Source organism: Rhizobium sp. NPDC092011 (genome assembly GCF_044756305.1).
Taxonomy (GTDB): Bacteria; Pseudomonadota; Alphaproteobacteria; order Rhizobiales; family Rhizobiaceae; genus Rhizobium.
In genome coordinates this window covers 876,230-900,827 of sequence record NZ_JBIVSO010000001.1, presented here as the reverse complement: position 1 = coordinate 900,827, position 24,598 = coordinate 876,230, and the positions used below count along the sequence as shown (strand labels likewise).

The 24,598-nt window shown below is 58.8% G+C and carries 19 protein-coding genes; 11 read left to right on the top strand and 8 right to left on the bottom strand.

Annotated elements, in window-relative coordinates; translation table 11 throughout:
- The first annotated feature begins 336 nt into the window (after positions 1 to 336).
- The 3 genes from ACIQJ2_RS04250 to ACIQJ2_RS04240 all read left to right on the top strand — a co-directional run bounded on the left by ACIQJ2_RS04250 (position 337) and on the right by ACIQJ2_RS04240 (position 6,469).
- The gene (locus ACIQJ2_RS04250) at positions 337 to 1,521 is read left to right on the top strand and encodes an efflux RND transporter periplasmic adaptor subunit (RefSeq protein WP_400665451.1); all 1,185 of its coding nucleotides are present in this window, start codon (positions 337 to 339) and stop codon (positions 1,519 to 1,521) included.
- A gap of 7 nt (positions 1,522 to 1,528) precedes the next feature.
- Entirely contained in the window at positions 1,529 to 4,678 is a 3,150-nt protein-coding gene (locus ACIQJ2_RS04245; protein ID WP_400665453.1) for a multidrug efflux RND transporter permease subunit, read from the top strand.
- A 309-nt stretch (positions 4,679 to 4,987) separates the two neighbouring features.
- Positions 4,988 to 6,469, top strand: coding sequence for an MFS transporter (locus ACIQJ2_RS04240; RefSeq protein WP_400665455.1), 1,482 nt, complete (start codon positions 4,988 to 4,990; stop codon positions 6,467 to 6,469).
- A gap of 102 nt (positions 6,470 to 6,571) precedes the next feature.
- Here the strand turns inward: ACIQJ2_RS04240 and ACIQJ2_RS04235 are convergent, their stop codons facing one another.
- The 4 genes from ACIQJ2_RS04235 to ACIQJ2_RS04220 form a co-directional block, all read right to left on the bottom strand.
- Entirely contained in the window at positions 6,572 to 8,257 is a 1,686-nt protein-coding gene (locus ACIQJ2_RS04235; RefSeq protein ID WP_400665457.1) for a dipeptide ABC transporter ATP-binding protein, read from the bottom strand.
- Positions 8,254 to 9,111 (bottom strand): ABC transporter permease, encoded by an 858-nt coding sequence (locus ACIQJ2_RS04230; protein WP_400665459.1) that lies wholly within the window; start codon positions 9,109 to 9,111, stop codon positions 8,254 to 8,256. The genes ACIQJ2_RS04235 and ACIQJ2_RS04230 overlap by 4 nt, the downstream gene beginning before the upstream one ends.
- A gap of 52 nt (positions 9,112 to 9,163) precedes the next feature.
- On the bottom strand, positions 9,164 to 10,135 hold the full coding sequence (locus ACIQJ2_RS04225; protein ID WP_400665461.1) for an ABC transporter permease: 972 nt from the start codon (positions 10,133 to 10,135) through the stop codon (positions 9,164 to 9,166).
- Positions 10,136 to 10,205: 70 nt separating this feature from the next.
- On the bottom strand, positions 10,206 to 10,907 hold the full coding sequence (locus ACIQJ2_RS04220) for a creatininase family protein (protein WP_199143153.1): 702 nt from the start codon (positions 10,905 to 10,907) through the stop codon (positions 10,206 to 10,208).
- Between the two features lie 212 nt (positions 10,908 to 11,119).
- Between ACIQJ2_RS04220 and ACIQJ2_RS04215 the strand changes: the two genes are divergently transcribed.
- Together ACIQJ2_RS04215 and ACIQJ2_RS04210 are read left to right on the top strand one after the other, a co-directional pair.
- Positions 11,120 to 11,692 (top strand): MarR family winged helix-turn-helix transcriptional regulator, encoded by a 573-nt coding sequence (locus ACIQJ2_RS04215; protein ID WP_400665463.1) that lies wholly within the window; start codon positions 11,120 to 11,122, stop codon positions 11,690 to 11,692.
- A 63-nt stretch (positions 11,693 to 11,755) separates the two neighbouring features.
- A complete protein-coding gene (locus tag ACIQJ2_RS04210) occupies positions 11,756 to 13,333 on the top strand; it encodes an ABC transporter substrate-binding protein (RefSeq protein ID WP_400665465.1) in 1,578 nt (525 codons plus the stop codon).
- Positions 13,334 to 13,458: 125 nt separating this feature from the next.
- Here ACIQJ2_RS04210 and ACIQJ2_RS04205 read toward each other — a convergent pair whose 3' ends face one another.
- Together ACIQJ2_RS04205 and ACIQJ2_RS04200 are read right to left on the bottom strand one after the other, a co-directional pair.
- A complete protein-coding gene (locus tag ACIQJ2_RS04205; protein WP_400665467.1) occupies positions 13,459 to 13,929 on the bottom strand; it encodes an MEKHLA domain-containing protein in 471 nt (156 codons plus the stop codon).
- Positions 13,930 to 14,067: 138 nt separating this feature from the next.
- Entirely contained in the window at positions 14,068 to 14,970 is a 903-nt protein-coding gene (locus ACIQJ2_RS04200; RefSeq protein ID WP_199143161.1) for a LysR family transcriptional regulator, read from the bottom strand.
- A gap of 137 nt (positions 14,971 to 15,107) precedes the next feature.
- On the opposite strand from ACIQJ2_RS04200, the gene ACIQJ2_RS04195 reads away from it, so the two are divergent.
- The 4 genes from ACIQJ2_RS04195 (at position 15,108) to ACIQJ2_RS04180 (ending at position 19,973) form a co-directional block, all read left to right on the top strand.
- On the top strand, positions 15,108 to 16,340 hold the full coding sequence (locus ACIQJ2_RS04195) for an HlyD family secretion protein (RefSeq protein ID WP_199143163.1): 1,233 nt from the start codon (positions 15,108 to 15,110) through the stop codon (positions 16,338 to 16,340).
- Between the two features lie 77 nt (positions 16,341 to 16,417).
- Positions 16,418 to 18,040, top strand: a complete 1,623-nt coding sequence (locus ACIQJ2_RS04190) for an MDR family MFS transporter (protein WP_400665470.1) — start codon at positions 16,418 to 16,420, stop codon at positions 18,038 to 18,040.
- 31 nt (positions 18,041 to 18,071) lie between these two features.
- Positions 18,072 to 19,277 (top strand): adenylate/guanylate cyclase domain-containing protein, encoded by a 1,206-nt coding sequence (locus tag ACIQJ2_RS04185; protein ID WP_400665472.1) that lies wholly within the window; start codon positions 18,072 to 18,074, stop codon positions 19,275 to 19,277.
- A 408-nt stretch (positions 19,278 to 19,685) separates the two neighbouring features.
- On the top strand, positions 19,686 to 19,973 hold the full coding sequence (locus ACIQJ2_RS04180; protein ID WP_199092583.1) for a hypothetical protein: 288 nt from the start codon (positions 19,686 to 19,688) through the stop codon (positions 19,971 to 19,973).
- Between the two features lie 829 nt (positions 19,974 to 20,802).
- Here the strand turns inward: ACIQJ2_RS04180 and ACIQJ2_RS04175 are convergent.
- Together ACIQJ2_RS04175 and ACIQJ2_RS04170 are read right to left on the bottom strand one after the other, a co-directional pair.
- Positions 20,803 to 20,949 (bottom strand): DUF1127 domain-containing protein, encoded by a 147-nt coding sequence (locus ACIQJ2_RS04175; RefSeq protein ID WP_184703617.1) that lies wholly within the window; start codon positions 20,947 to 20,949, stop codon positions 20,803 to 20,805.
- 240 nt (positions 20,950 to 21,189) lie between these two features.
- Positions 21,190 to 22,965 (bottom strand): ATP-binding protein, encoded by a 1,776-nt coding sequence (locus ACIQJ2_RS04170; RefSeq protein WP_400665474.1) that lies wholly within the window; start codon positions 22,963 to 22,965, stop codon positions 21,190 to 21,192.
- Positions 22,966 to 23,091: 126 nt separating this feature from the next.
- Between ACIQJ2_RS04170 and ACIQJ2_RS04165 the strand changes: the two genes are divergently transcribed.
- Both ACIQJ2_RS04165 and ACIQJ2_RS04160 read left to right on the top strand, forming a co-directional pair.
- Positions 23,092 to 23,751 carry a response regulator transcription factor gene (locus ACIQJ2_RS04165; protein WP_199143171.1) on the top strand — a complete coding sequence of 220 codons (660 nt, stop codon included), beginning with the start codon at positions 23,092 to 23,094 and terminating at the stop codon, positions 23,749 to 23,751.
- Between the two features lie 210 nt (positions 23,752 to 23,961).
- Entirely contained in the window at positions 23,962 to 24,579 is a 618-nt protein-coding gene (locus ACIQJ2_RS04160) for a LysE family translocator (protein WP_199143173.1), read from the top strand.
- Positions 24,580 to 24,598 lie beyond the last annotated feature (19 nt).

Sequence of the window (24,598 nt, the reverse complement as noted above, 5' to 3'; positions counted from 1 at the left end):
CACCTCCAGCCTTGAGAAAAGGCCGCGCGACGCTGGCCGTCAACATTCATTTCGCGTCTCCACGAAACCTCCACATATACTCCATCGAACCGCAACGCTTCTCCTGTTTGGTGCTAGGCAGAGCAATTCCCGGAAAAGTGCGCAGCGGTTTTCCGCCCGGAATCGCATGAAGACAGTAGCCCCGGAGCCGTCGGAGGATTTCTCGAAATCCTCCGACGGCTCCGGCGTGAACCATAAGACTAGACACGAACGTTCGAAAATAGAATCGAAGCGGTGAGATGGCGTGACGCCACGTCCGGAAAATCCTCACCCTTCGGTCCAGACAGGAAGCCATCAATGCTGATGAACAAGGGACTGCGTGGGCGAAAGGTGCTGCTGACGGTTACGGCTATGCTCGCGCTGGTCGCAGGCCAGGTATCCTCCCAGGAAGAAGGCCAGATGCCGACGCCCGCCGTGGGTGTCGTTGAATTGAAGGCGCATGCCGTTCCCGTGATGAGCGAGCTTCCCGGCCGCATCGCGGCGACCAGGGTTTCGGAAGTGAGGGCCAGGGTCTCGGGCATATTGCAGGAGCGCGTCTTCGAGCAAGGCAGCCTGGTCCACAAAGACGACGTCTTGTACCGGATCGATCCACGCCTGTTCGAGGTTCGCGTCGCCAGCGCCGAAGCGGCACTCAAGAAGGCGAAGGCGGTTCAGGCCAATGCCAAGCAGCAGCTCGAACGCCAACGCACGCTCAAAGAACGCAATGTTGTCAGCGCGGTGGACTACGACACAGCCGCCGTCAATCTCGATCAGGCCGAGGCCGATGTCGCTTCTCAGCAAGCCGTGCTCGACGAGGCCAAGATCAACCTCGGTTACACCGAGGTGCGGGCGCCGATCACCGGCGTCATCGGCGGCGCCCTTGCCACCGAAGGAACGCTGGTGACGGCGGACAGCACCTCCAATCTGGCGCTCATTCAGCAGGTCGATCCCGTCTATGCCGACTTCACGCAGTCGGCGCAGCAACTTCTTGCGCTCAAGCAGGCGGTAAGCGAAGGCAAGCTCGAGAGCCCGGCACCCGGCCAAGCGCGCGTCGAACTCGTCTTCGACGGCGGCAAGGTTTACTCGCTACCCGGCAAGCTGTTGTTCTCGAATGCCAACGTCGATCCGAACACCGGCCAAGTCACGCTGCGGGCAGAGTTCGCCAATCCAAAGGGCGATCTCCTACCGGGCATGTATGTCCGCGTACGCATTGAGCAAGCGGTCCAACAGGCCGGTCTCACGATCCCGCAACGCGCCGTCACCAGGACCTCGGAGGGTAAACCCCAAGTGTTCGTCCTCGCGGCCGATGGCACCGCGCAGGTGCGTGATGTCTCGCTCGGCACCTCCCTCGGCTCGGAATGGATCGTTCTCTCCGGATTGAAGGAAGGCGAGAAGGTGATCGCCGACGGAGTCCAGAAGGTCCAGCCCGGAGCAAAGGTGAACGCCGAGGCATGGAAGCCCGACGCCGCCGATCCCAGCACTCCCATTCAGGCCGCGAAGTAATACGAACATGGCACAATTATTCATCAGGCGGCCCGTCCTCGCATGGGTTTGCGCTTTCTTCATCATGATAGCGGGGATCATCACGATCCCCATGCTGCCGGTTGCCCAGTATCCCAATGTGGCGCCGCCGCAGCTGTCGATTTCAGCCTCCTATCCAGGCGCCTCGCCGCAGGAGATCTACCAGGGCGTCACCCGGCAGATCGAGGAGGAATTGAACGGCGTCCACGGACTGGTCTATTTCGAATCGACATCCGACAATTCCGGCTCGGTCAGCATCAGCGCGACCTTCACCACCGGAACCGATATCGGCAAGGCGACCGTCGACGTGCAGAACGCTGTTCGGCGCGTGGAATCGCGCCTGCCGGCCGCTGTACGCACGCAGGGTATTTCAGTGGAGGAAGCCAGCTCCGGCTTCCTCTTGATCGCAGCCCTGACCTCGACCGACGGCTCGATGGACGAGATCGCTCTTGGCGACTACATCAACAGGAACGTTCTCGGTGAACTCCGTCGACTGCCGGGCGTGGGACGTGCGCAGGTCTTTGCGTCGCAGCGCGCATTGCGCGTCTGGATCGATCCGGACAAGATGGTCGGACTGCATCTGACGAGCGCTGATATCAATGCCGCGATCGTCGCACAGAATGCCCAGGTCGCAGCGGGCCAGATCGGTGCGACGCCGAACCCCGTCAGCCAGGACCTGACCGCTACCGTTATCGTCGAGGGACAATTGAAGACCGCCGAGCAGTTCGGCGACATCATCCTGCGCGCCAATTCGGACGGCTCGACCGTACGGCTGCGCGACGTAGCCCGTATCGACGACGGCGCGGAAAACTATTCGACGACGAGCCGGCTCAACGGCCAGCCGAGCGCCGGTCTTGCGATCCAGCTGACCTCGACAGGCAACGCCGTCGCCGTTTCCAGCGCGATCAAGACGAAGATGGACGAACTGTCGAAGTTCTTCCCCAAGGGCGTCGAATACTCCATTCCCTACGACACGAGCCCCTTCGTGAAGGCTTCGATCGAGAAGGTCGTGCACACGCTGCTCGAGGCCATCGCGCTTGTCTTCATCGTTATGTTCGTGTTCCTGCAGAACTTCCGCTACACGGTCATTCCGACGCTCGTCGTCCCCGTCGCGCTTCTCGGAACCTGCGCGGTGATGTACGCAACGGGCTTCTCCATCAACGTGCTGACCATGTTCGCCATGGTGCTGGCCATCGGCATTCTCGTCGACGACGCCATTGTCGTGGTCGAAAACGTCGAGCGCATCATGGCCGAAGAAGGCCTTTCCCCGAAGGCTGCGACCCAGAAGGCGATGAGCCAGATTACCGGGGCGATCCTCGGCATCACCCTGGTGCTGTCCTGCGTCTTCATCCCGATGGCATTCTTCCCCGGTGCATCCGGCATCATCTATCGTCAGTTCTCGCTGACCATGGTCGTGTCGATCCTCTTTTCGGCCTTCCTTGCGCTATCGCTGACACCAGCGCTCTGCGCCACATTCCTGAAGCCTATCAAAGAGGGGCATCACGAGAAGGGCGGCCCCGGCGGCTGGTTTAACCGCAAGTTCAGCAGCCTCACGGCTGGCTATGCCCGGACGGCCACCGGAATGGCGCGCCGATCCGGCCGCATGATGGTGGTCTATCTCGCGCTCGTGATCGGTCTTGGCTATCTCTTCGTCAACCTGCCAGGCTCGTTCGTGCCGCAGGAAGACCAGGGTATTCTCATCGTCGATATCCAGGGGCCGCCGGAAGCAAGTGCCAATCGCACGATCGCTTCGCTGAAGCAGGTGGAAGCCATTTTCAAGGCCGAACCGGCCGTCAGGGACGTCTTCGCCGTTCAGGGCTTCAGCTTCTCCGGCAGCGGCGCGAATGCGGCGCTCGCCTTCGTCACGCTCAAGGATTGGAGCGAGCGGCCCAAGGGCAGCTCCGCCGATGAGGTCGCGGCGCGCGTGAACCAGAAGCTGTCGACATTGAAGGATGCGACGTCCTTCGCACTCTCGCCTCCCGCCATCGACGGCTTCGGAACCACGAGCGGCTTCTCGTTCAGGCTTCAGGATCGCGCCGGGCGCGGGCTGGAAGCCCTCAAGAATGCCGGCGCCGAGTTGATGGAGAAGGCTGCAAAGAGCAGCATCCTCACCAACGTCCGCACCGAAGGGATGCCCGAAGCCGCGCAGGTCATCCTTCAAATCGATCGCGAGAAGGCCAATACCTTTGGTGTTGGCTTCGCCGAGATCAACGACACAATCACCGCCAACCTCGGATCCTCCTACATCAACGACCACCCCAATGCGGGACGGATGCAACAGGTGATCGTCCAGGCCGAGGGTCGCAGCCGCATGCAGGTGGAGGACATGATGAAGCTGAATGTTCGCAATGCAAGCGGCGGCATGGTCCCCCTGGCGTCCTTCGCAACTGCGACCTGGCGCAAGGGCAACCCACAGATCGTCGGCTACAACGGCTATCCCACGATCCGCATCACCGGCGAAGCCGCTGCGGGTCAATCTTCCGGCGCGGCGATCGCCGAAATGGAGCGTCTGGCAGGGGAACTGCCGAGCGGTTTCGGCTACGAGTGGTCCGGGCAGTCGAGAGAAGAAATCGCATCGGGCGCACAGGCTCCGATACTGTTCGGCCTCTCGATCCTGTTCGTATTCCTTCTGCTGGCAGGCCTCTATGAAAGCTGGTCTATCCCGCTTTCTGTGATGCTGGTGGTGCCGCTCGGCATCATCGGTTGCGTGCTGGCGATGATCCTGCGAGACATGCCGAACGATCTTTACTTCAAGGTCGGCTTGATCGCGATCATCGGGCTTTCCGCCAAGAATGCCATTCTCATCGTGGAGTTCGCCAAGGACTATTACGGGCAAGGCAAATCGCTGCTGGATTCAGCCATCGAAGCGGCGCGGGTCCGGTTCCGGCCGATCGTCATGACATCGCTCGCCTTTACCCTCGGCGTCGTTCCGCTGGCGATCGCCACCGGTCCGAGCGCCGCCAGCCAGAACGCAATCGGCACAGGCGTGCTCGGCGGCATGATCTCGGCCACAGTCCTTGCTGTTTTCTTCGTTCCGGCATTCTTCGTCTTCGTTCTCAAGGTGTTGCGGACGAAGAGACCGGTTGAGGACCAAGCCGGCGAGGAAGTCTCCAAATCGACAACGTCAGCCCATCCCTGACCGGATGGGCGGCAGATCTCCGCTCTTTCAAAGGAACCGAAATGCCTGCGAACGTCACTCTGCTTCATCCGCCGTCGTCCATGCAGGTGTCCTTGCAAGATGCTGTCCGCCGTCACGGTTTGCCGCGTCTTGCGCCAGCACGGCCTTAGGGCCTTGCTCCTCCGGCCCGGAGACACGGGCGGCAATCGCAATCACGCGGTCTGCCTTTTCGATGTCTCCGGTCGCCCCCGTTAATGTTGCGAACGCTCGTATGTGAAACTCAGTTGTTGAGAAAACGACCGTTCGAAAACTATCTGCGCAGGTGCCTTAATGCATTCGAGCCGCTGGTTTATCCTCGTCGCCGTCATGATGGCATTCACGCCTGTTGTCGTGGACATGACGATCCTTCACATCGCTATCCCCTCCCTCGCGGTCGCATTGGGAGCCTCGGGAAATGAGGTCCTGTGGATCATCGATATCTATCCTCTCGTCATGGCCGGCCTGCTCGTGCCGATGGGGACGTTAGCGGACAGGATCGGCTATCGCCGGATAGTTCTGATCGGACTCGGCGTCTTCGGGGCAGCCTCGATCGCCGCCGCGTTCTCGACATCGGCGCCGATGCTGATCGTCGCACGTGCGTTGCTCGGCATCGGCTCGTCGATGATCATGCCCTGCGTTCTCGCCCTCATCCGGCAGACCTTCGAAGACGATGCGGAACGCGCGACGGCTCTTGGTATCTGGAGCGTAGTCAGCATGGCCGGCGCCGCGATTGGCCCTCTCGTCGGCGGCGCGCTGCTGGAGCATTTCTGGTGGGGTTCGGTCTTCCTCGTCAACGTGCCGATCATGCTGATCGTCATTCCCGTCGTTTGGCGCCTCGTCCCGTCGTCATCGGGCAATTCGCAAGCAACATGGAAGCCCGGGCAGGCGTTGATCCTGGTGGCCGGGTTGATCCTGACCGTCTACGGCGTCAAATCCGGGTTCAAGACAGGGCTTAGCGTTGAGACCGCTGTGACGCTCTTCGTTGGCGTGGGCCTGCTTGCATGGTTTTCCCGCATACAGATCTCCTCCGAAAACCCGATGCTCGATCTGTCCTTGCTGACGAAACCGGCGATTGCCGTCGGACTGATGATGGCATTCGTGGCCAGTGGCTCGCTTGCCGGGTTCGAGCTTGTGCTGGCGCAGGAGCTTCAGTTCGTGCTCGACAAGACGCCCCTTGAAGCAGGCGTCTTCATGCTTCCCCTGGTCGTTGCCGCAGCGATCGGTGGACCGGTGGGCGGTCAGCTCGCCAATCGATATGGCCTTCGAGCCGTTGCCTCGTCGTCGATGGCGGCAGCGGCGCTCGCCTTATTCGCAATCTCGCTGTCCGACCTTGTCGAAAATGCCTATATCGTCGCTGTCCTCCTCGTCGTCCTCGGCTTCGCACTTGGCGTCGGGCTTCTGGCATCGTCCATCGCGATCATGGGAAGCGCACCCGCGGAAAAGGCCGGAGCGGCTGGCGCGCTCGAAAGCACCGGGTATGAACTGGGCGGGGGTCTAGGTATCACGATCTTCGGCGTACTCGTGAACTCCATTTACCGCTCGGCCTTCACCAATCCCGTCGCCGCCGATGGCGTCTCCAATTCCATCAGCGAGGCCATGACAGCCGCTCGCGAAATCGGCGGGAGCGATGGTCTGGAAATTGCGGTGGCCGCCAAAGCGGCGTTCGCGGAGGCACATGGCTCGGTCTTGGTACTGGTCGCGGCGATGATCGCTCTGCTGTCTGCCTTGGTCTTCATTGCACTTCGCAATGCGCCCAAGGCGGAGGCGCACTGAGCGCGAGACAAATCGGCAGAACTAAGGGCTGACTTACGTCTCGATATCGAATGAATGAATTTCGGCAGCCGTAACTTACTTACGGCTTGCCGATCCGTTCCATTACCAGGCAAGCTTCGGAACTGCGTCCAGCAACATTCGTGTATAAGGCTGCTTTGGCTCAGCGAAGATATGCGAGACCGAACCTTCCTCGACGATCTTTCCGTGATGCATGACGACAACGCGGTCGCACAGATGTCGGACCACGGATAGATCATGGCTGATGAAAAGCAGCGTCAGATTGAGGCTGCGCTTCAGCTCAAGCAGAAGGTTGATGACCTGCGCCTGAATGGACACGTCGAGAGATGCCACGGGCTCGTCGCAGACAATCAGTTCCGGCTGCATAGCAAGCGCGCGTGCGATGGCGATACGCTGCCTCTGTCCGCCGGAAAACTGATGCGGATAGCGGTCTGCCAGAGCCGGATCGAAAGCGACCGCCTTGAGCCACCGGTTGACGTAGCTGCGCGCATCCTTCTTCGTGCAGAGCCTGTGCGCGATCGGCCCGTCCGCGACTGATTGAAATATCGTGCGCCGGGGATCAAGCGATGCAAAGGGATCCTGAAAGATCATCTGGACCGAGGTCCCGATCTTGTTGTCGTTTTCCCGCACCTTGCGGCCATCGACGAGGACATTGCCCGAGGTCGGCGTGTAGATGCCGCAGATGATCCGTCCCAGCGTGGATTTGCCGGAGCCGGATTCACCCACCAGCCCCAGCACCTCGCCGCGCGCAATCGTCAGGCTTGCCGATTGAACGGCATGATTGACGTGGGGCGGCTTAGCAAGACCTAGCCGCTGTGCAAAACGGCCCGTCGATCCCACCGGCTTCTGGAACACCATGTTGACGTCTTGGACGCTGACGAATTGCGGGTTCGCGTCGATCGATTTACCCTGTTCACCCTCTGAAACCGAAAACTGTTCGGCATTTTCCGTGGCGCTCGAGGTCAGCAACTCCCCGGGCCGTTTTCTCGACGGCAATGCATCGAGCAATCCTCGCGTATAGGGATGCTTCGGCGATCCCAATACTTCGGGCACGGATCCCATCTCGACGATTTTACCCAGCCGCATGACCGCAATCTTCTGCGATATCGATGCGACCGTTGCCAGATCGTGGCTGATCCAGATCATCGAAATACCGAGTTCGGCGACGAGCGCCTTCACCTCTTTCAGAATTTCCGCCTGCACGGAGACATCGAGCGCCGTCGTCGGCTCATCGGCAATCACCAGCTTGGGCTTGTGCAACAGGGCGATGGCGATCGCGACGCGCTGGCGCATACCGCCGGAAAACTGATGCGGATATTGATCGACTTTCTTCTCCGGCTCGACGATGCGCACACGCGCCAGAGCATCGATCGCCCTGCGCCTTACCTCGGCATCAGATACTTTTTCGTGCGCACGGATCGCCATGGCAATCTGGTCGATAACCTTGAGAACCGGATTGAGGGTCATCATCGGGTCCTGGAAGACCATCGAGATTTCCCGGCCGCGAATGCTGCGCAGTGCGCCCTCTGACAATCCGACCAATTCTCGGCCTTCGAAACGGATCGAACTGCCCGACTGGATGCTGCCCGGCTTGTCCAGCAATCCAATCAGCGAAAAGCCGGTGATGGACTTGCCAGAGCCGGATTCGCCAACCAGCCCCAGAATCTGCCCCTTCTCGACATCGAACGAAATGCCATCGACGGACTTGACCGTGCCACGCTCGGTTTCGAAATAGGTGCGAAGATTATCGACTTGCAGGAGAGCGGTCATTTGCGCAACCTCGGATTCAATATGTCCCTGATCTGATCGCCCATGAGGTTGATCGCCATGATCAGGATGATCAGCGCGACGCCGGGATAGATGGAAATCCAGTAACGCCCGGAAAGCAGATATTGGAAACCGTTGGCAATCAGCATGCCAAGCGAAGGCTCGGTCGGAGGCAGCCCGACACCGAGGAATGAGAGCGTCGCCTCAAGCGAGATTGCCGATGCGACCTGGACCGTTGCGACAACGATCAGGGGCGGCAGCGAGTTCGGTAGAATATGCCGCGTCACGACATGCCAGCCGCTCATCGGTATCGAAAGGGCGGCCTGCACATAATCCTTCTGCCGCTCAGCCGAGGCGGCACCATGAGCGGTTCTGACGAAATAGGCATATTGCGCAAAGACGAGCGCCAGAATCAACTGCGACTTTCCCTGCCCGAGCAGAGCCGCAACGACGAAGGCAAGGAGAATGGCGGGAAAGGACAGCTGAACGTCAACAAGGCGCATGATGAATGTCTCGATGCGGCCGCCGCGATAGGCTGCAAAGCACCCGACAATCGCACCGAGACTGAATGCAATCGCGCCGGCAATCAGCCCCATCTCGAGCGAAATGCGCAGCCCGTAGATCATCGCGGAGAGAAGATCCCTACCCTGGCTATCCGAGCCGAGCCAGTAGTGGATGCCATTGGCACTCACGTACCCCGGCGGTTTGCGAGCGTCGCGCAGCACCAGCGATTTGAGATCATAGGGATCTTGTGGCGTTATCCACGGGGCAAATATTGCCAGAAAGACGATGATAGTCACGACCACCAGAGCGACAACCGCGACCTTGTTCTTTCTGAAGGCGCGCCAGAACTCCATCAAAGGCGATCGGCCTTGGTGTGGAACACTGATCTGATTGGAAGCCGCCATCTCAACGACCTTTCTGACGCAGGCGCGGATCGAGCAGGGCATAGGCCAGATCGACGCAGAGATTGATGACGACGAACAGAACGGCAACCATCATGAGATAAGCGACCATTACGGGTCGATCCAACGAGGCGATGGAGTCGACAATAAGCTTGCCGAGGCCGGGCCAGTTGAAAATGGTTTCGGTGACCAGCGCAAAAGCAAGCGTGGAGCCAAGCTCAAGACCGAATACGGTTACGAGCGGTATAGAGATCAGCTTCAGCACATGTTTGCGCAGGATCGTGCCTTCGGGAATTCCGGCAGCGCGGGCAAACTTGATGGTATCGGTGGTCATGACCTCGCGCGTCCCTGCTGCTGCCAATCTGCACATCATCGCCATCTTGAACAATGCGAGATTAAGAACAGGCAGCGCGAGATGCATCCATCCATCCCTTGTCAGGAAAGAGAATGGAACGCCGAAAAGATCAACCGTTGCTCCACGCCCGCCAGCCGGCAAAATGCCCAGCTGCACGGCAAAAACCATGATGAGCATGAGGCCGATCCAAAAAGTTGGAACGGAAAATCCGAGGATCGAACCCGCCATGATCAGCTTCGGCAGAAACCCGTCCGGCCGATAGCCGGCATAGACACCCAACGGCACGCCGATCAGCGAAGCGAGCAGCACTGCAATGACCGCAAGTTCCAACGTTGCCGGCAGCCGCTGCGCAATCAGTTCGTCGACTGGCATGTTGAATACGAATGACCTGCCAAAATCGCCACCAACCGTCTTGAGGACGAAATCGATGTATTGCTTCCATAGAGGCTGGTTGAGCCCGTATTCCTCGATAACTCGCTGGCGAATCTCCTGGGTAACGTCAGGAGAAATGAGCACGTCGATAGGGTTACCAATGACGTAGACACCAATGAAGACGAGAATGGACATGACGACCAGGACAATGAGCGCTTGTCCCGATCTGCGTAGAATGAATGAAGCCATGTGCTTCTCTCTCGGTGCGTCCCTCGCGATTACGCAGGGGACGATGCGTTAAAAGGGTAACCCTGACGTCTCAGTGCCAGTCATGTTCGATTTCGTGGCGCGTCTCTTCGACCGCGACCTTCCAGATTTCCAACATGTCCTGATCCGGCCGCTGGAATACGCCGTGATAATTGCCTTCTGCGATGCGCTCGCGCTTCCGCCCCGCGTCGACGCGCGCGGCAGCGGCAAAGTCGATGCGATCCTTCTTGAAGTTCGGAACCGGCGCGCCTTCGAGGCGCGTCCACGGAAAATTTTCCATCCAGCTTGCATGGCTGGCGGCGGAATCGATTTCCAGCACCTTTGCCATGGTCTTCGGAGCCCGCCACCAGTCATGAAGTTTGACCGACGTATCGCGATGACTGTTCATCCATTCCGACAAAAGCGGGTTGATCGGAGTGTTGCCGCCATGGCCGTTGACGATGAGGATCCGTCGGAACCCGGCATGATAGACGCTGTCGAGTATGTCCTCGATGACGTTGATATAGGTGCGAAGCGAGAGCGTCACCGTTCCGGGGAAATCCGCAAAGCCGGAGGCCATGCCATAGGGCAGGCACGGGAAGACCGGGACGCCCGTCGGCTCCGCTGCATCGACCGAAACACGCTCGGCCAGGATCATGTCGGTCGCAAGGCTCAGATAGGCGTGCTGCTCAACCGATCCGATTGGAACGATGCAGCGATCGTCTTCCTTCACACGGGCCTCGACCTGCGACCAATGCATGTCCTGAATGCGCATTTTCGTCTCCTGCAATGATGGGGGATCAGCCGGCTGGACGCACTAACCCCTCACGAAGAGCCCAGTGCGACGAGCATCTCCGCATTTTATTTGTTTTCTAATTCGGTTCCATTAGGAACGAAAAAATGGAGTTGACGCAACAAATTTTTTAAATATCGTCCCAAATAGTACTAATTGGAAAATCTGATCGGGTTTTGTCGATGGATGAACTGTTGCGCACTGCCCTATATGAAGGGAGAGCCGGGAGAGAGGAGCCGGGGCTTTCGAGCCTCTCGGAAGACGATCCGCTCTACCCCAAACTTTGGCGGAATCCCTGTTGGTTTTCATTCCGCCTTAACTACCTGGCATTGCAATTCAACAATCCGGTTTATGGGTTGATCCAGCAGCAGCTGGGCCTGCTTCGACCCGAATTCGTGGTGCTCTGGTCGCTCTATCTGAGCGATGAACTCACCTTGACCGAGGTCGTCCGCTCCTCAGGCTTCCCGAAAAACACTTTGAGCCGCGCCGTCACCAAATTGGACACGCTCGGCATGATCAGCCGCGAGCTCGACCGGATCGATCAGCGGCGCGTCGCACTCAAGTTGACGGAAAAGGGCCGCGCCGCGGTCGAGGCCGTCGAAGAGAAGATGATGAGCTACGAGCGGACGATGCTCGAATGCCTGTCGCCCGCGGAACGCCTGAACCTCTCCGAAATCCTGACCAAGCTTGTGGTGGCTTCCGAAAGCTGGCCACAACAACTGGTTCCTGACCTTGAGCCTGAAGAGGATGGAGACGAGATCTCCTGACAACCAGGTGCAAACAACCGGCGGCAAGCCGTTCTTGCCCATGAGAAAGAAACAAGGGAACACATGACAATACGCTCCGTTTTCAAGGCCGCATTGCTGGCCACGACCATCATGATGCCGCTGTCGGCGATGGCTGCAGACCTGGTCATCGCCACCAAGTCCGGCCCGGCCTCGATGGACCCGCATTTTACGGCAACATCGGCCAATGCCGAAGCGACCAAGCATGTCTTCGATACGCTGCTGAAGTCGGGCAACAAGCTTGAGGTCGAGCCGTCGCTTGCCGTCAGCTGGAAGCCGATCGACGACACCACCTGGGAATTCAAGCTGCGCGAAGGCGTAAAATTCCACGACGGCTCTGACTTCACTGCCGAGGACGTGAAGTTCTCGATCGAGCGCATTCCGAACGTTACCGGTCCAAATCCCTCGACGATCTATGTCCGCAGGGTGAAGAGCGTAGAGGTCGTCGATCCTCACACGGTTCGCGTCAAGACCCTTGGGCCTGCCCCGACACTCCCCAACGATTTCGTTCGTCTGTTCATCGTGTCTCATAAGGCAGCCGCCGCCTATTCGACCAAGGAAACGGCCGCAGACGGTTTCAATTCTGGCAAGGCGACGATCGGCACCGGGCCCTACAAGTTCGTCAAATGGGCCCCCACGCAGGACCTCGTTCTTGAGAAGTTTGACGGCTACTGGGGCGGCGCTCAGCCTTGGGATCATGTCGTTCGCAAGGAAATCCCGAATGACGCAGCCCGCGTCGCACAGCTGAAGGCCGGCCAGGTCGATTTGATTTCGAAGGTTCCGTCGACGGACCTTGCGGCGCTGGAATCCGATTCCAAGCTCGCAGTGGTCAAGGACGAGTCGGTCTACATCCCCTATCTGGAGTTCGACTTCCGCAAGGAAACTCCGATGGTCTGGGATAAATCCGGAAAGAAGCTGGAAAAGAACCCCTTCCTCGATCCGCGCGTACGCGAAGCGTTCGACCTTGCCGTCGATCGCCAGACGATCACCGAAGTCGCACTTGAGGACATGGGCAAGGTTCCCACGCAAATGGTTGCCTCGAACATCTTCGGATACAACAGCGATATCAAGCCCAGCGCTTTTGACGTGGCAAAGGCGGCCAAGCTGATGGCCGATGCCGGTTATCCCAACGGCTTCAAGGTCTCGCTGAACTACGCAAACGACCGCATGCCAACGGAACTGGGGCCGACCGTCGCTCAATTGCTCGCTGCAATCAATGTTCAGGTCGATGTAAGCGGCGTTCCTGCGGCCGTGTTCAATCCCGCCAAGACCCGCGGCGAATATTCGCTATACATGGCGTCGTGGGGCACGCTGACCGGTGAATCCAACTACATGCTGTCGTCGCTGATGCATACCAACGACAGCGCCAAGTCGCTCGGCGCGTTCAACACCCGCGGATATTCCAACCCGGAGATGGACAAGCTGATCGAGGATGCCGCCAGCGAAATGGACGAAGCCAAGCGCCGCGATCTTCTCGAAAAGGCAAACCTTCTCGTTTCCACTGACAGGCCCGATCTCCCGCTTGCCGTGAACGTATCGGCATGGGGCGTGAAGAAGGACAAGATCTCCTACACGCCGCGCTCCGACGAAGACACGTTGGCGATGGACGTCAAGCCGAAGTGATATAGCAGCAGACCCCGGGGTGCCTGTGCCGCCGGGGTCTGCACTTTCATTCGATGCGCTTTGCGGCAACCTGATGTCTCTGTTGGCGCGCATCTGCACAAAGGGATGGAGATCGACGTCCCGCCTCAGGCGTCTTTCCAGGCGGAAAACGTCGCTGCCTGCCCGCAGTGCTTTCCATCATTGTCGATGAGCTGCCAGACAATACCGTCTTCGATCCAGAAGCGGCGCCCGGACTTTGCAATCCTCAAGCCGCGATAATCGGCAATGAAGCCGTTGCTCGTGACGGCATCCAGCAAGCGCTGCCGCTCCGCGCGATTGGGAAGCTCCGCCGAAAGCCGCGACGGCAAGGTGATAAATTCGTCCCAGGGATATTCGAAGCATTTCTGGGCTGCTTTGTTGGCAAAGACAAAGCGCGGATCGGGGTCGGTATTATGGGCCACGACCGCGAATGGGGCCTCGTGATAGAGCCAGTTAGGCCCTAACCCTTCGGCAACAAGCGAAGTTCCGACAATCCGGCGAAAGCTGCCGGTCAACAGTTCGAAAAACGCCGGGGCGACCGATAGATCGGCGGCGGCGCGCTCAGTGTCGATAGCCATTCATTCCCTTCCCATTCGTTGCGCCGCTCAAGGTCGCTCTAACCTCTTGAATCTACCCATCGGACTTTCCGAAAAGCGGTACCGGATGCAGCAGTCTGCAAACCACAAGCGGATTCCGCCGGATATCATGACAGATGCTCATGTCATCCATTTTCGATGCTCGGCGAAGCGTTCAACCAAGAGATCGATGAACAGCCGCACCTTGGTCGGCAAATGGCTGCGGTTCGGATACATCGCGCTGATGATGAACTCCACCGCCTTGTAGTCAGGCATTACGGGTATGAGCCGCCCAGCCGCAACATCTTCGAAGACGATGAAGCTCGGGGCGAGGAATATGCCTTGGCCGCTTGCCAGCAGAAATCGCAACGTCTCGGCACTGTTGGAAACGACATTGCCCGAAATCTTGACGCCTACCTGATGACCGCCTGCATCCTCGAAGCGCCATTCGTCACCATAGGGATAGTAGGTATATTGCAGGCAATTGTGTTCCACGAGATCAGCCGGCACCTTCGGCATGGGGTGCGTGTCGCGATATTCGGGCGAGCAAACCAGCATGTGACGCCACGGAGTAAGCTTGCGCGCGACAAGGGTCGATTCCTGCGCAGGCAGCGTGCGGATCATCAGATCGTAGCCCTCCTCGATCATGTCGATCGCGCGCTCGCCGACATTGAAATCCAGGGAGATTGCCGGATATTGCGTCATGAACTCATTGACGACAGGGAGCAGGAAGCGAACGATGGCACCGCTGGTGTAGATTTTCAGCGTGCCGCGCGGCATGGTGTTGAGCGCGCCTGCTGCCCGGTCGATCTCCTCGAGATCCGCCAGGATCTGTGAGGAACGCTCATAATAATATTTCCCCGTTTCCGTCAGGCTGACCTTGCGTGTGGTGCGGTTCAAAAGCCGCACGCCGAGGCGATCTTCCAGCGATTGCACATGGTTGCCCACCATGGTGACGGACATGTTGAGACGGCGCGCCGCGGCGGAGAAGCCGCCGCACTCCACCACCCGGCCAAAAACTGTAAGGCTGGTCAGCCGATCCATATCGTCCTCGGATTATCCACTCTGAATTGATGATCCTTCCAGATTCGAGGAGATTATCAGAAAGACCAATCGGACGCATCTTCACCTCAACAAAATGGCCCTCGCACGCAGGCCGCGATATTGAAGGAGAAGGACAAATGGTCGAACTACCCCGCAACGAGGTATTCAAGAACGCAAGTCAGGCCGAGGTTGCGCCAGCCGGTGACGTGACCAAGTCACCCGGCGCCGAAGCGCCGCAAGCGCCGATTGCCGAAGCCCCCGCTTCCAGCGTTGCAAAGACCCCAGGGACAAGCCGCAAAACCATCAAGCGTGGGCTGCTCGTCGCCGCCCTACTGGCCGGTGCAGCCTTTGCCGCCGACTTCGGCTATCATTATTGGACGGTCGGCCGCTTCATTGAATCGACCGATGACGCCTATGTTAAGGCTGACTACACCGCGATCGCCCCAAAGGTTGCCGGCTACATCAAGGAAGTGCTGGTCAACGACAACGACACCGTCAAGGCCGGCCAGGTGCTTGCCCGCATCGATGACCGGGACTTTCAGGCCACGCTCTCGCAGGCAAGAGCCGATCTGAAGGCTGCGGATGCGGCGATTGCCAATATCGATGCGCAGATCCTGCTGCAGCAATCGCTGATCGAGCAGGCCAAAGCAACCGAAGCGGCTTCTCAGGCTTCGCTCGTCTTCGCAAAGTCCGATGCCGCTCGCTCGGCCCGGCTGAACTCCAACGGCGTCGGCAGTCAATCGCAAGCAGAACAGACCCAATCGGCTCGCGATCAGGCTGCTGCCGCCGTCGAGCGTGATCAAGCCGCCATCGTTGCCGCCCAAAACAAGGTGCCGGTGCTGCAGACCCAACGCGATCAGGCCGCCGCCCAACGCGATCGGGCCGCGGCAACCGTCCAGCAAGCGGAACTCAATCTCTCCTATACGGATATCGTCGCGGCCGTCGACGGTACGGTCGGCGCCCGCTCGATCCGCGTCGGTCAGTATGTCACATCGGGCACGCAGCTGATGGCGGTCGTGCCGTTGCATTCGGTCTATGTGGTCGCCAATTTCAAGGAGACGCAGTTGACCTATGTGCGTCCCGGCCAGTCGGTCGAGATCAAGGTCGACAGCTTCCCGGACGTGGCAATCAAGGGGCATGTCGACAGCCTCTCGCCAGCAAGCGGCCTGGAATTCTCGTTGCTGCCGCCGGACAATGCCACCGGCAACTTCACCAAGATCGTCCAGCGCATTCCGGTCAAGATCGTCATCGATGACGAGCGGCTGGCTGGCCTGTTGCGCTCCGGCATGTCGGTCGAGCCTGAAATCGATACCAAGGCCGCCCAGACATCGACCGCCAGCGCAGGAGGATTATCCGGCCACGCTGGATGATCCTTCCAATCCTTCGTCGATTATCGCCCCAACACTGTCATGAGATTATTCCGGCATGAGCCGGAAGGAGCCGCATCATGGCCACTCTTCAGATCGCCGCAAACAACAATTCCGCCGGGCCGGCCGCTGCCGCACCCGCTGCGGCCGCAAAGCCCGCCATGAGCCCGCTGCGCATGTGGATCGCCGTCATCGGCTCCACGCTCGGCGCCTTCATGGCCGTCCTCAACATCCAGATCGTCAACGCGTCGCTTGCCGATATCCAGGGCGCAATCGGCGCCGGAACCGATGACGGCGGCTGGATTTCGACCTCGTACCTGATCGCCGAGATCGTCGTCATCCCCCTTAGCGCCTGGCTCGCCCGCGTCTTCTCGGTCCGCATCTATCTGCTGACCAATGCCATTCTGTTCCTGGTTTTCTCGGTCGGCTGCGCCTTTGCCGCAAACCTTCAGCAGATGATCGTGTTGCGTGCCATCCAGGGCTTTTCCGGCGGCGTACTTATTCCGATGGCCTTCACCATCATCATCACGCTGCTGCCGAAACCCAAGCAGCCGATGGGCCTTGCGCTTTTTGCGCTTTCCGCGACCTTTGCGCCGGCCATCGGTCCGACCATCGGCGGCTACCTCACCGAAAGCTGGGGCTGGCAGTATATTTTCTACGTCAATCTTGTGCCCGGCATTCTCATGGTAGCCATGCTTTGGGTATCGCTCGATCGCTCGCCGATGAACCTTTCGCTGCTGGCAAAAGGCGACTGGCCGGGGATCATTACCATGGCGATCGGTCTTGCCGCCCTGCAAACCGTGCTCGAAGAGGGCAATAAGGACGATTGGTTCAGTTCGCCGTTCATCGTTCGTCTGTCGATCATCGCCGCAGTGTCGTTGACGCTCTTCCTGATCATCGAGCTTCGCGCTGATCATCCGCTGCTCAATCTTCGCTTGCTCGTGCGCCGCAATTTCGGCTTCGGCATGCTCGCCAATTTCCTGCTTGGCATCGCGCTCTATGGTTCGGTGTTCATCCTGCCGATCTATCTCACGCGCATTCAAGGCTATAATTCCGAACAAATCGGCCTGGTGCTCGCCTGGACCGGCATTCCACAGTTGATCCTGATCCCGCTCGTGCCACGGCTGATGAAGCGCTTCGATGCCCGACTGCTGATCATCGTCGGCTTTGCGCTCTTTGCCGCCTCGAACTTCATGAATGTCTACATGACCGGCGACTATGCCAGCGACCAGCTCTTCTGGCCGAACATCGTCCGCGCCATTGGCCAGGCATTGGCCTTCACTCCGCTCACGGCCATTGCCACTGCCGGCATCGAGCAGGAAAATGCCGGCTCGGCCTCCGCGCTCTTCAACATGATGCGCAATCTGGGCGGCGCGGTCGGCATTGCGGCCCTGCAGACCTTCCTCACCAAGCGCGAGCAGTTCCACTCGAACATTTTGACGAATTCGGTCTCCATGTTCGAAGACGCCACCCGCGACCGCATCGCCCGACTGACGAACTACTTCCTGAACCATGGGGTCAGCGATCAGGCGCTTGCCACCCATAAGGCCATCGTCGCCATTGCCGGCAGCCTGCGCAAACAGGCCAACATCATGGCCTTCAGCGATACGTTCTACCTGCTCGGCGTTGCGCTTGTCGTCGCCCTGCTTGCCAGCCTGTTCCTCAAGAAATCCGGTCACCTCTCCGGTGCCGGCGCGCACTAGCCGCTGCACCTGAAACAGAAAGGAGATAGTCATGACCATGCTGCTGGACACACCTCGAACCACGACGCCGGGTCCCAAAGCTGCCCAGATCGGCGTCAGTACGGCCGCTACGCTCAACCTGATCGAATGGCTGACCGGAGACGAGTGCCACGCCCTGGATGAGGTCGGCCTCGTCTCCGGGCTGGGCCGCCGTTTGCAGGCGTTAGGCGTTCCAGTCGATCGACTGACACTGCATCTGATGACCCTGCATCCCGAGCTTAGCGGCCGCACTTTCGCCTGGGCGCCGGGCGAACCGATCGAGATCCATGATCGCGAGCACGGCAGGCTCCAGACCATTGCCAACACGCCGCTTCGAAAGGCGTTGGAAATGCGTGAAACGTTGCTCGTCGGCCCCGGCGAGAGCCAGCATGGCCACTGGCAGCACATCGACGTCTTTGCCGGTCGCGGGCTTGTTCAGCTGATGATAGCGCCGCTCTGCAATGCCGACGGGCCGATCAGTTCCGCAGCCTTCGGCACCCGGCGACCGGGCGGCTTCACGCCAGCCGAGCAGCAGGTGCTCACGCGCATTCTGCCGGCGCTGCGCACCGCCAGTGAGTTGCGCGTTCTCCGGCAATGCGAGCTCAGCCTGCTCGACACCTATATCGGCCCCATGACGGCGAGCAGAATCCTGGCCGGGCATATCCGTCGCGGCGAAATAGAGTCGATGAACACGGCTCTTCTGCTCTGCGATCTGCGCGGCTTCACCGAGCTTTCCAACCAACTGCCGGGCGACGTCGTGCTCGGCCTTTTGAACGCTTATTTCGACAAAGTCGTGCCCGTCATCGCGCTGGGCGGCGGCGAGGTGCTGAAGTTCATGGGAGATGCCGTTCTTGCCTTCTTTCCCGGCGTCGATCCCGCCGGGGCCTGCAATGCCGCATTGACGGCCGCAAGAGCAATTCTCGATGATGTGGAGAGCTTCCAACATTACGGCATCCGCATCAAGGTGGGCATTGCATTGCACTATGGCGAAGTCAGCTACGGCAATGTCGGCGCCGGCAATCGGCTCGATTTCACGCTCATCGGCCCTGACGTGAATATCGTTAGCCGTATACAAGGCGTGTGCAGTGACACAGGCAAGGCGCTGTTGATGTCCGGCAGCTTCCGCGAGAAGGCCGAGATCATCGATGCGGTCTCCATTGGGCCTCGACAACTGAAAGGTTTCACTGAGGCATTAGAGCTGTTTACCATCGAACGCTAAGAGACACAGCCCGGCTGAGCCTTTTCCCGATTTCCGCAGCGTGCCACAGGGAAATCCAGTCTCTCACCTCATCGCTCCGAAACGCATCTGGGCAGATTAGAGCATGTCGCGCAAAAGTGTGCAGCGGTTTTGCGACTGCGACATGCGTGAAATCAAAGAGCTAAAGCGCGTGAAGCGAAACTGAAAGATCGCGACGCGCTTTAGATCGACGTGTCGGGGGAAGACGGGCAGGATGTCTTGACATATAGACCCTCTATAAACCGAAGGTTGCTATTCTTCAGCCATACGCGCAAGAAAATCTCATTTGCTAAGGGCAGACGACAAAGCTGGTTAGATATTTTATGAATACACCAGCTTTTTTGTGTTAAGTGCGCCCCTTTAAGACAGCGACGGAGACTTCTCGCACTCATGATTGAACTGACACCATCAAAGATCGCCGGACTGAAACTTGCGCACCAGGGAGACCTCTATCCGCAATCGGCGAAGAAATGGACGCACCAGAACGCGACCGTGACATATGCAAAAACGGACCGTTGGAAAGAACGCCCGCAGAAAATCAAGTTCATAAGCGATAAGACGCTGGAGGAACTGAAGGAGCTTGGCCTTCTGGAGCGCCTCAACCTCAACGAGGATGCCGGAAAAGATGCCTACACCATAACCATGGCCGGCAAGATCTGGCTTCTGAAGAACAAGTAGAGACACACGACATTTTTGGTCGCCTCGCCGAGCCATTGGTTTCACGGATGATGCCCTGCGATTGATACTTCGCAGAGATGGCGTTCCCGCGTTCGGAGAGGGCTTCATGGGTCGCTGAAATAGAATGCACCCATATCTGCCGCGATAGGCTCTCGGCACCATCAATTACCGGGCGAGCAAAATCGATAGCGCGCTCGCTCGGGCAATTTGGAAATCATATGAAAATGGCGTTTTCCTTGGCCGTATTCGGCCTGACGAACCGTCGGTGAGCTTCGCCGTGGTGTGAGCGTCCTCGCACAATTTGGCAAACAGGTTGACCAACCGATGGCTTATCGCGCGGATGCAGGCATCGGCGCGATAAGCCGCACCGCGTTTTGGATCGCGGCCGCGATCATGGCATGGCTTTATCAAATAGCTGATCCACCCATCAGGTAGTCTCCGGCGCGATCCACAGCGATAGGTGCAGGAAGGGCGTCAGCCGAAACGAAAAAAGCCTGCCGCGGGAGGAGGTGCGGCAGGCTTTTCGAAAACCGAACAGCGACTGGGAGGAGGAGTGCCGCTGTTCCTACAGACGTCCCTGGGAGGAGGAGTGGGCCGTCTGAATTCGAAGCGCCGCGGGAGGAGGTGCAGCGCTTCAATGAGTGTTGTTATACTCGCACCCGCGAAAACTTCCAGAACTTATGCTGCACTGCAGCTATGCAAAAAATGCAATCCTGAAGAACAACAGCGCTGAGCTGGCGGCAAATGCGCGTAAAACATGGTCCGCAAACGCAAAACGCCCGCATTCTCAGCGGGCGTCCGGTAGTCAAGATGACTGAATGCTATGCTATTAGCGGCCCATTGCGGCGCGAGCAACGCTGCGGATATCAGCGCGAGCGATACCGAGGTCCTGCAATTCGCGGCTGGACATGCGATCGAGTTCAGCTACGGTCTGACGGAACTTGCGCCAGTTGTTGAAAGAGCGTGCGACGTTCATGATAATCCCCTTTCCTGAGGGCTTTCTGACGTCGGCAACCTCTCTTGGTCCGGCGTCGTTTCGATGATTGAAATATAGGACATTCAATCGATTTAAAAAAGCAACAATCCCGCACTGCACCTATGCGAAATGCGCATTCCTTTGACATCGTCGGAAGCTGATGGGTATTTTTTAGGCTCTGAGAAGCTCTATCGAAACATACGGCTCGCCAGCAGATAGCCATCGGCATCTCGCACTTCGTCAATGACCCGAAATGGAGGTCGCCGGCATTTCCGAGGGACAAAGCTGAATGATTGCCTGGCGCACCTGTTCGACATCGACAGGCTTGTGCAACAGCAGATGGCCGCTTGCCGCAACGTCCTTGAGCCGCTCCGGCGAGGTATCGCCCGTAAGGATCACCGCTGGCACGGATCGGCCGAGATGCAAGCGCATCTGCTTGATTGCATCCAATCCGGTCGTGCCGGCTTCCAGCCGATAGTCGGTAATGATGAGATCGATCGGCGCATGGTCACTTCCCCCCACCGCATGCGCGAAACATGCTTCCGCCGCCGAACGTCCAGGATAGACCCGGTAACCCAAAGTCCTCAACAGAAGGCTGATCGCTTCAAGACCGTCACGCTCGTCGTCAATCACAGCGATCCCAATCGATCCATCTTCGTCACCCCGATCGACATCGATTGCAATGTGAGCATTGGCGGAAACCGCTATCGGCACGGTGATGGAAAACATCGACCCTTGCCCCTCCCTCGAGATCATCCTTAGCGGATGCTCGAGAAGTTGAGCCGTACGGCGCACGATCGCAAGCCCCAATCCAAGCCCCTGAGCGCGATCACGGGCCGGATTTTGCAGCTGAACGAACTCCTCGAACACAACTTTCTGCTGATCCGCAGGAATACCGGCCCCGGTATCCCAAACCTGAATTTCCACCGCGGCGCCACGACGACGACAACCAAGCAGAACATGTCCTTTCGCGGTATATCGAAACGCGTTCGAAAGGAGATTGGCGAGGATGCGCTTCAGCGTAATCGGATCGCTGTCAATCCATCGATCGCTATCGACCACCCGCCATCCCAGGTTCCTCTCTTTTGCAATGCCGCCGAATTCATCGCGAAGATCGGCGAAAAGCTTCCTGAGAGAAACCGGTTCCTTCGCGACGACGACGACGCCGGCATCAAGCCGCGAAATATCGAGCAAGGCATCGAGCAGTCCGCTGAGATTGCCGACGATGGATTTTGCCCTGTCGGCGAGGTTGCGTGCATCCTTGGCCTGCACATCACCGCGTCGACCCAAGATGGAGAGCGTGGATACGAGCAGGCTGAGAGCATGTGTCGGTTGGCGCAGATCGTGGCTGGCGGCTGCGAGGAAACGCGTCTTCGCCCTGTCCGCCGTCTGCGCCTTGTCGCGCTCCTCTTGAAGATGCTCGACCAATTCTTCATTTTCCAATCGCAACGCGACGGTCTCGCGAAGCATGCGGTAGGTGATGCGGCAGTAATTGAGGTTGATTATCACAAGGGAAACGAGCAGGAACAGGAATGCACCTGCCATCTCGCTTTCACCGATGATGCAACGCAACCCTATCGGCACCACAGTGATCAAAATCGAGCCGACGAGCGCCGGTGGAAAGGCGGAGAGCGACGGCACCGTACCGCAGACCAGACCCGTCAGAACGATAACGGTGAAGGAAAGCACGATCGGCGACTCCGGAAGAAAGCCGACCCAGCCAAGAAGCCCCCACAGCAGACCCGAGATCCAGGAAAAGGCAGCCGCAAGCCATGCCCATCGCAATATCGACCGGCTGTCGTTTCGTGCCCGGCGAAAGAAGCGGCGGGAGGCGATGACACGAATACCGGTCAAGAAATACAGGGCGCCCAGCCAGCCGAACAGCCAGCCCGAGGAAACAGCCGATTTCAGAATGTAAACGGCGGCAAGCGAAATAGCGATGTTGGAGATAACAACCCCATAGGAGTTGCGATACAGGAGCTCGACCAGAGCCCGGCGTATCTTGTCTTCCTGCATGCGTCCCTCCGCTTTACCGAGTTGCTCCATAAGCGGATTTTTCCCGGCAGGGTTGATTTATAGGTAACCTGTTTCACATTAACTAGCGGCCAAGAGTGCCAGGCGCCATCCGAGAGTAGCAACAGAATGAACCGCACAACTAAAGTCATCATAGCCGACGACCATGCGATCGTGCGCGAAGGGCTGAAGCTGCTCATCTCGACCGTCGAAAACGTTGCGGTTGTCGGCGAAGCAGCCAACGGCGAGGCCCTCCTTGGGCTTTTGCAAGATGCTCGTGCCGATGTATTGGTCCTTGATCTCGGCATGCCGGGGGTGGTGGGCATTCACTTTATTTCCACCATCAGAGAGCTTGCGCCTCGCCTGAAGATCCTGATGCTGACGGCGAATATAGAGCCGCGAACCGTGCGCGCTGCGCTCGATGCCGGTGCCAGCGGCTATCTGACCAAGGACGGCGACCCTGAGGAAATCGCAGCCGCCATCGATGCGGTGCGAAGCGGCGGAACTTATCTGGCAAAGTCGATCAGATTTGCGGTCGATCAACCGGAGCGGCGGAACAAGGCGCCGACGGCTGAAGAAATCGTCTCGCCCATTCCGCTGACCTTGAGAGAGAAACAGATCCTGCTTTTGTCGGCACAGGGTCAAACCGCCCGACAGATGGCGGAACGTCTCGGCATCAGCGTCCTGACGGCTCGCAAGCACCGGGAAAACCTGATGCGCAAACTCGATCTCCACAGCTCCGCCGAAGTCACGGCCTACGCTGTCCGCCTCGGCATGCCGGCTGGCTGAAATTTGCACATTTCTCTCCCGCGCGGTTCTCGTCTGTGCGTTTTCCTGACGGGAACCACATACGCGGCTGTCTGGCCGCGCTGAAATACGGCAAGCGTCGTATATGCCGCGATATCGCTCAAGAGTAGTTCCCTGAGCAAGCGGTGCCTTGGCTATCCGCTTAGGTCGCTCCGGTAGAGGAGAGCGGTCTGCCAAAGCGGAGGATACGCCATGCCATCATTGGAACACTGGACCTCGTTTGCCATCGCGACGGTTCTCTTCGCCTGCATGCCTGGTCCCGCAATGCTTTACATGACCGCACAAACCCTGGCGCACGGAACACGCGCCGGCCTGAAGGCGGCGCTCGGTATTCATCTCGGCTGCTATTTTCACATCGTCGTCGCCGCCGTCGGCCTCGCAGCTCTCCTCGACGAGGCTCCGGCAGTCTATGCGATCATCAAGCTTGTGGGAGCCGCTTATCTGATCTGGCTCGGAGCCACGATGCTCTTGGGATGCAACAAGCATTCGACCGAAACCATAGATAGAAAATCTGCCGTGCTTCGCGACAGCGTTTTCGTCGAGGTTCTCAACCCCAAGACAGCGCTCTTCTTTCTGACATTCCTGCCGCAATTCGTGGATCCAGGCGCGACCATGCCGATTTCCATGCAGTTTCTTGTCCTCGGTGTCATCGTCAACATCGTGCTCTCTGCGGCGGACGTAGCGGCGGTCGGCGTGGCATCCCTCACGCTTGGCCGATTTGCCAATGTCGGCGGCGGGAAACTAATGCCGAGAACCTGCGGTTCCATTCTGATTGTCCTCGGCTTTGCCTTGGCAAGGCAGCATGCGTGATCGAATAGGAAGGAGTTGC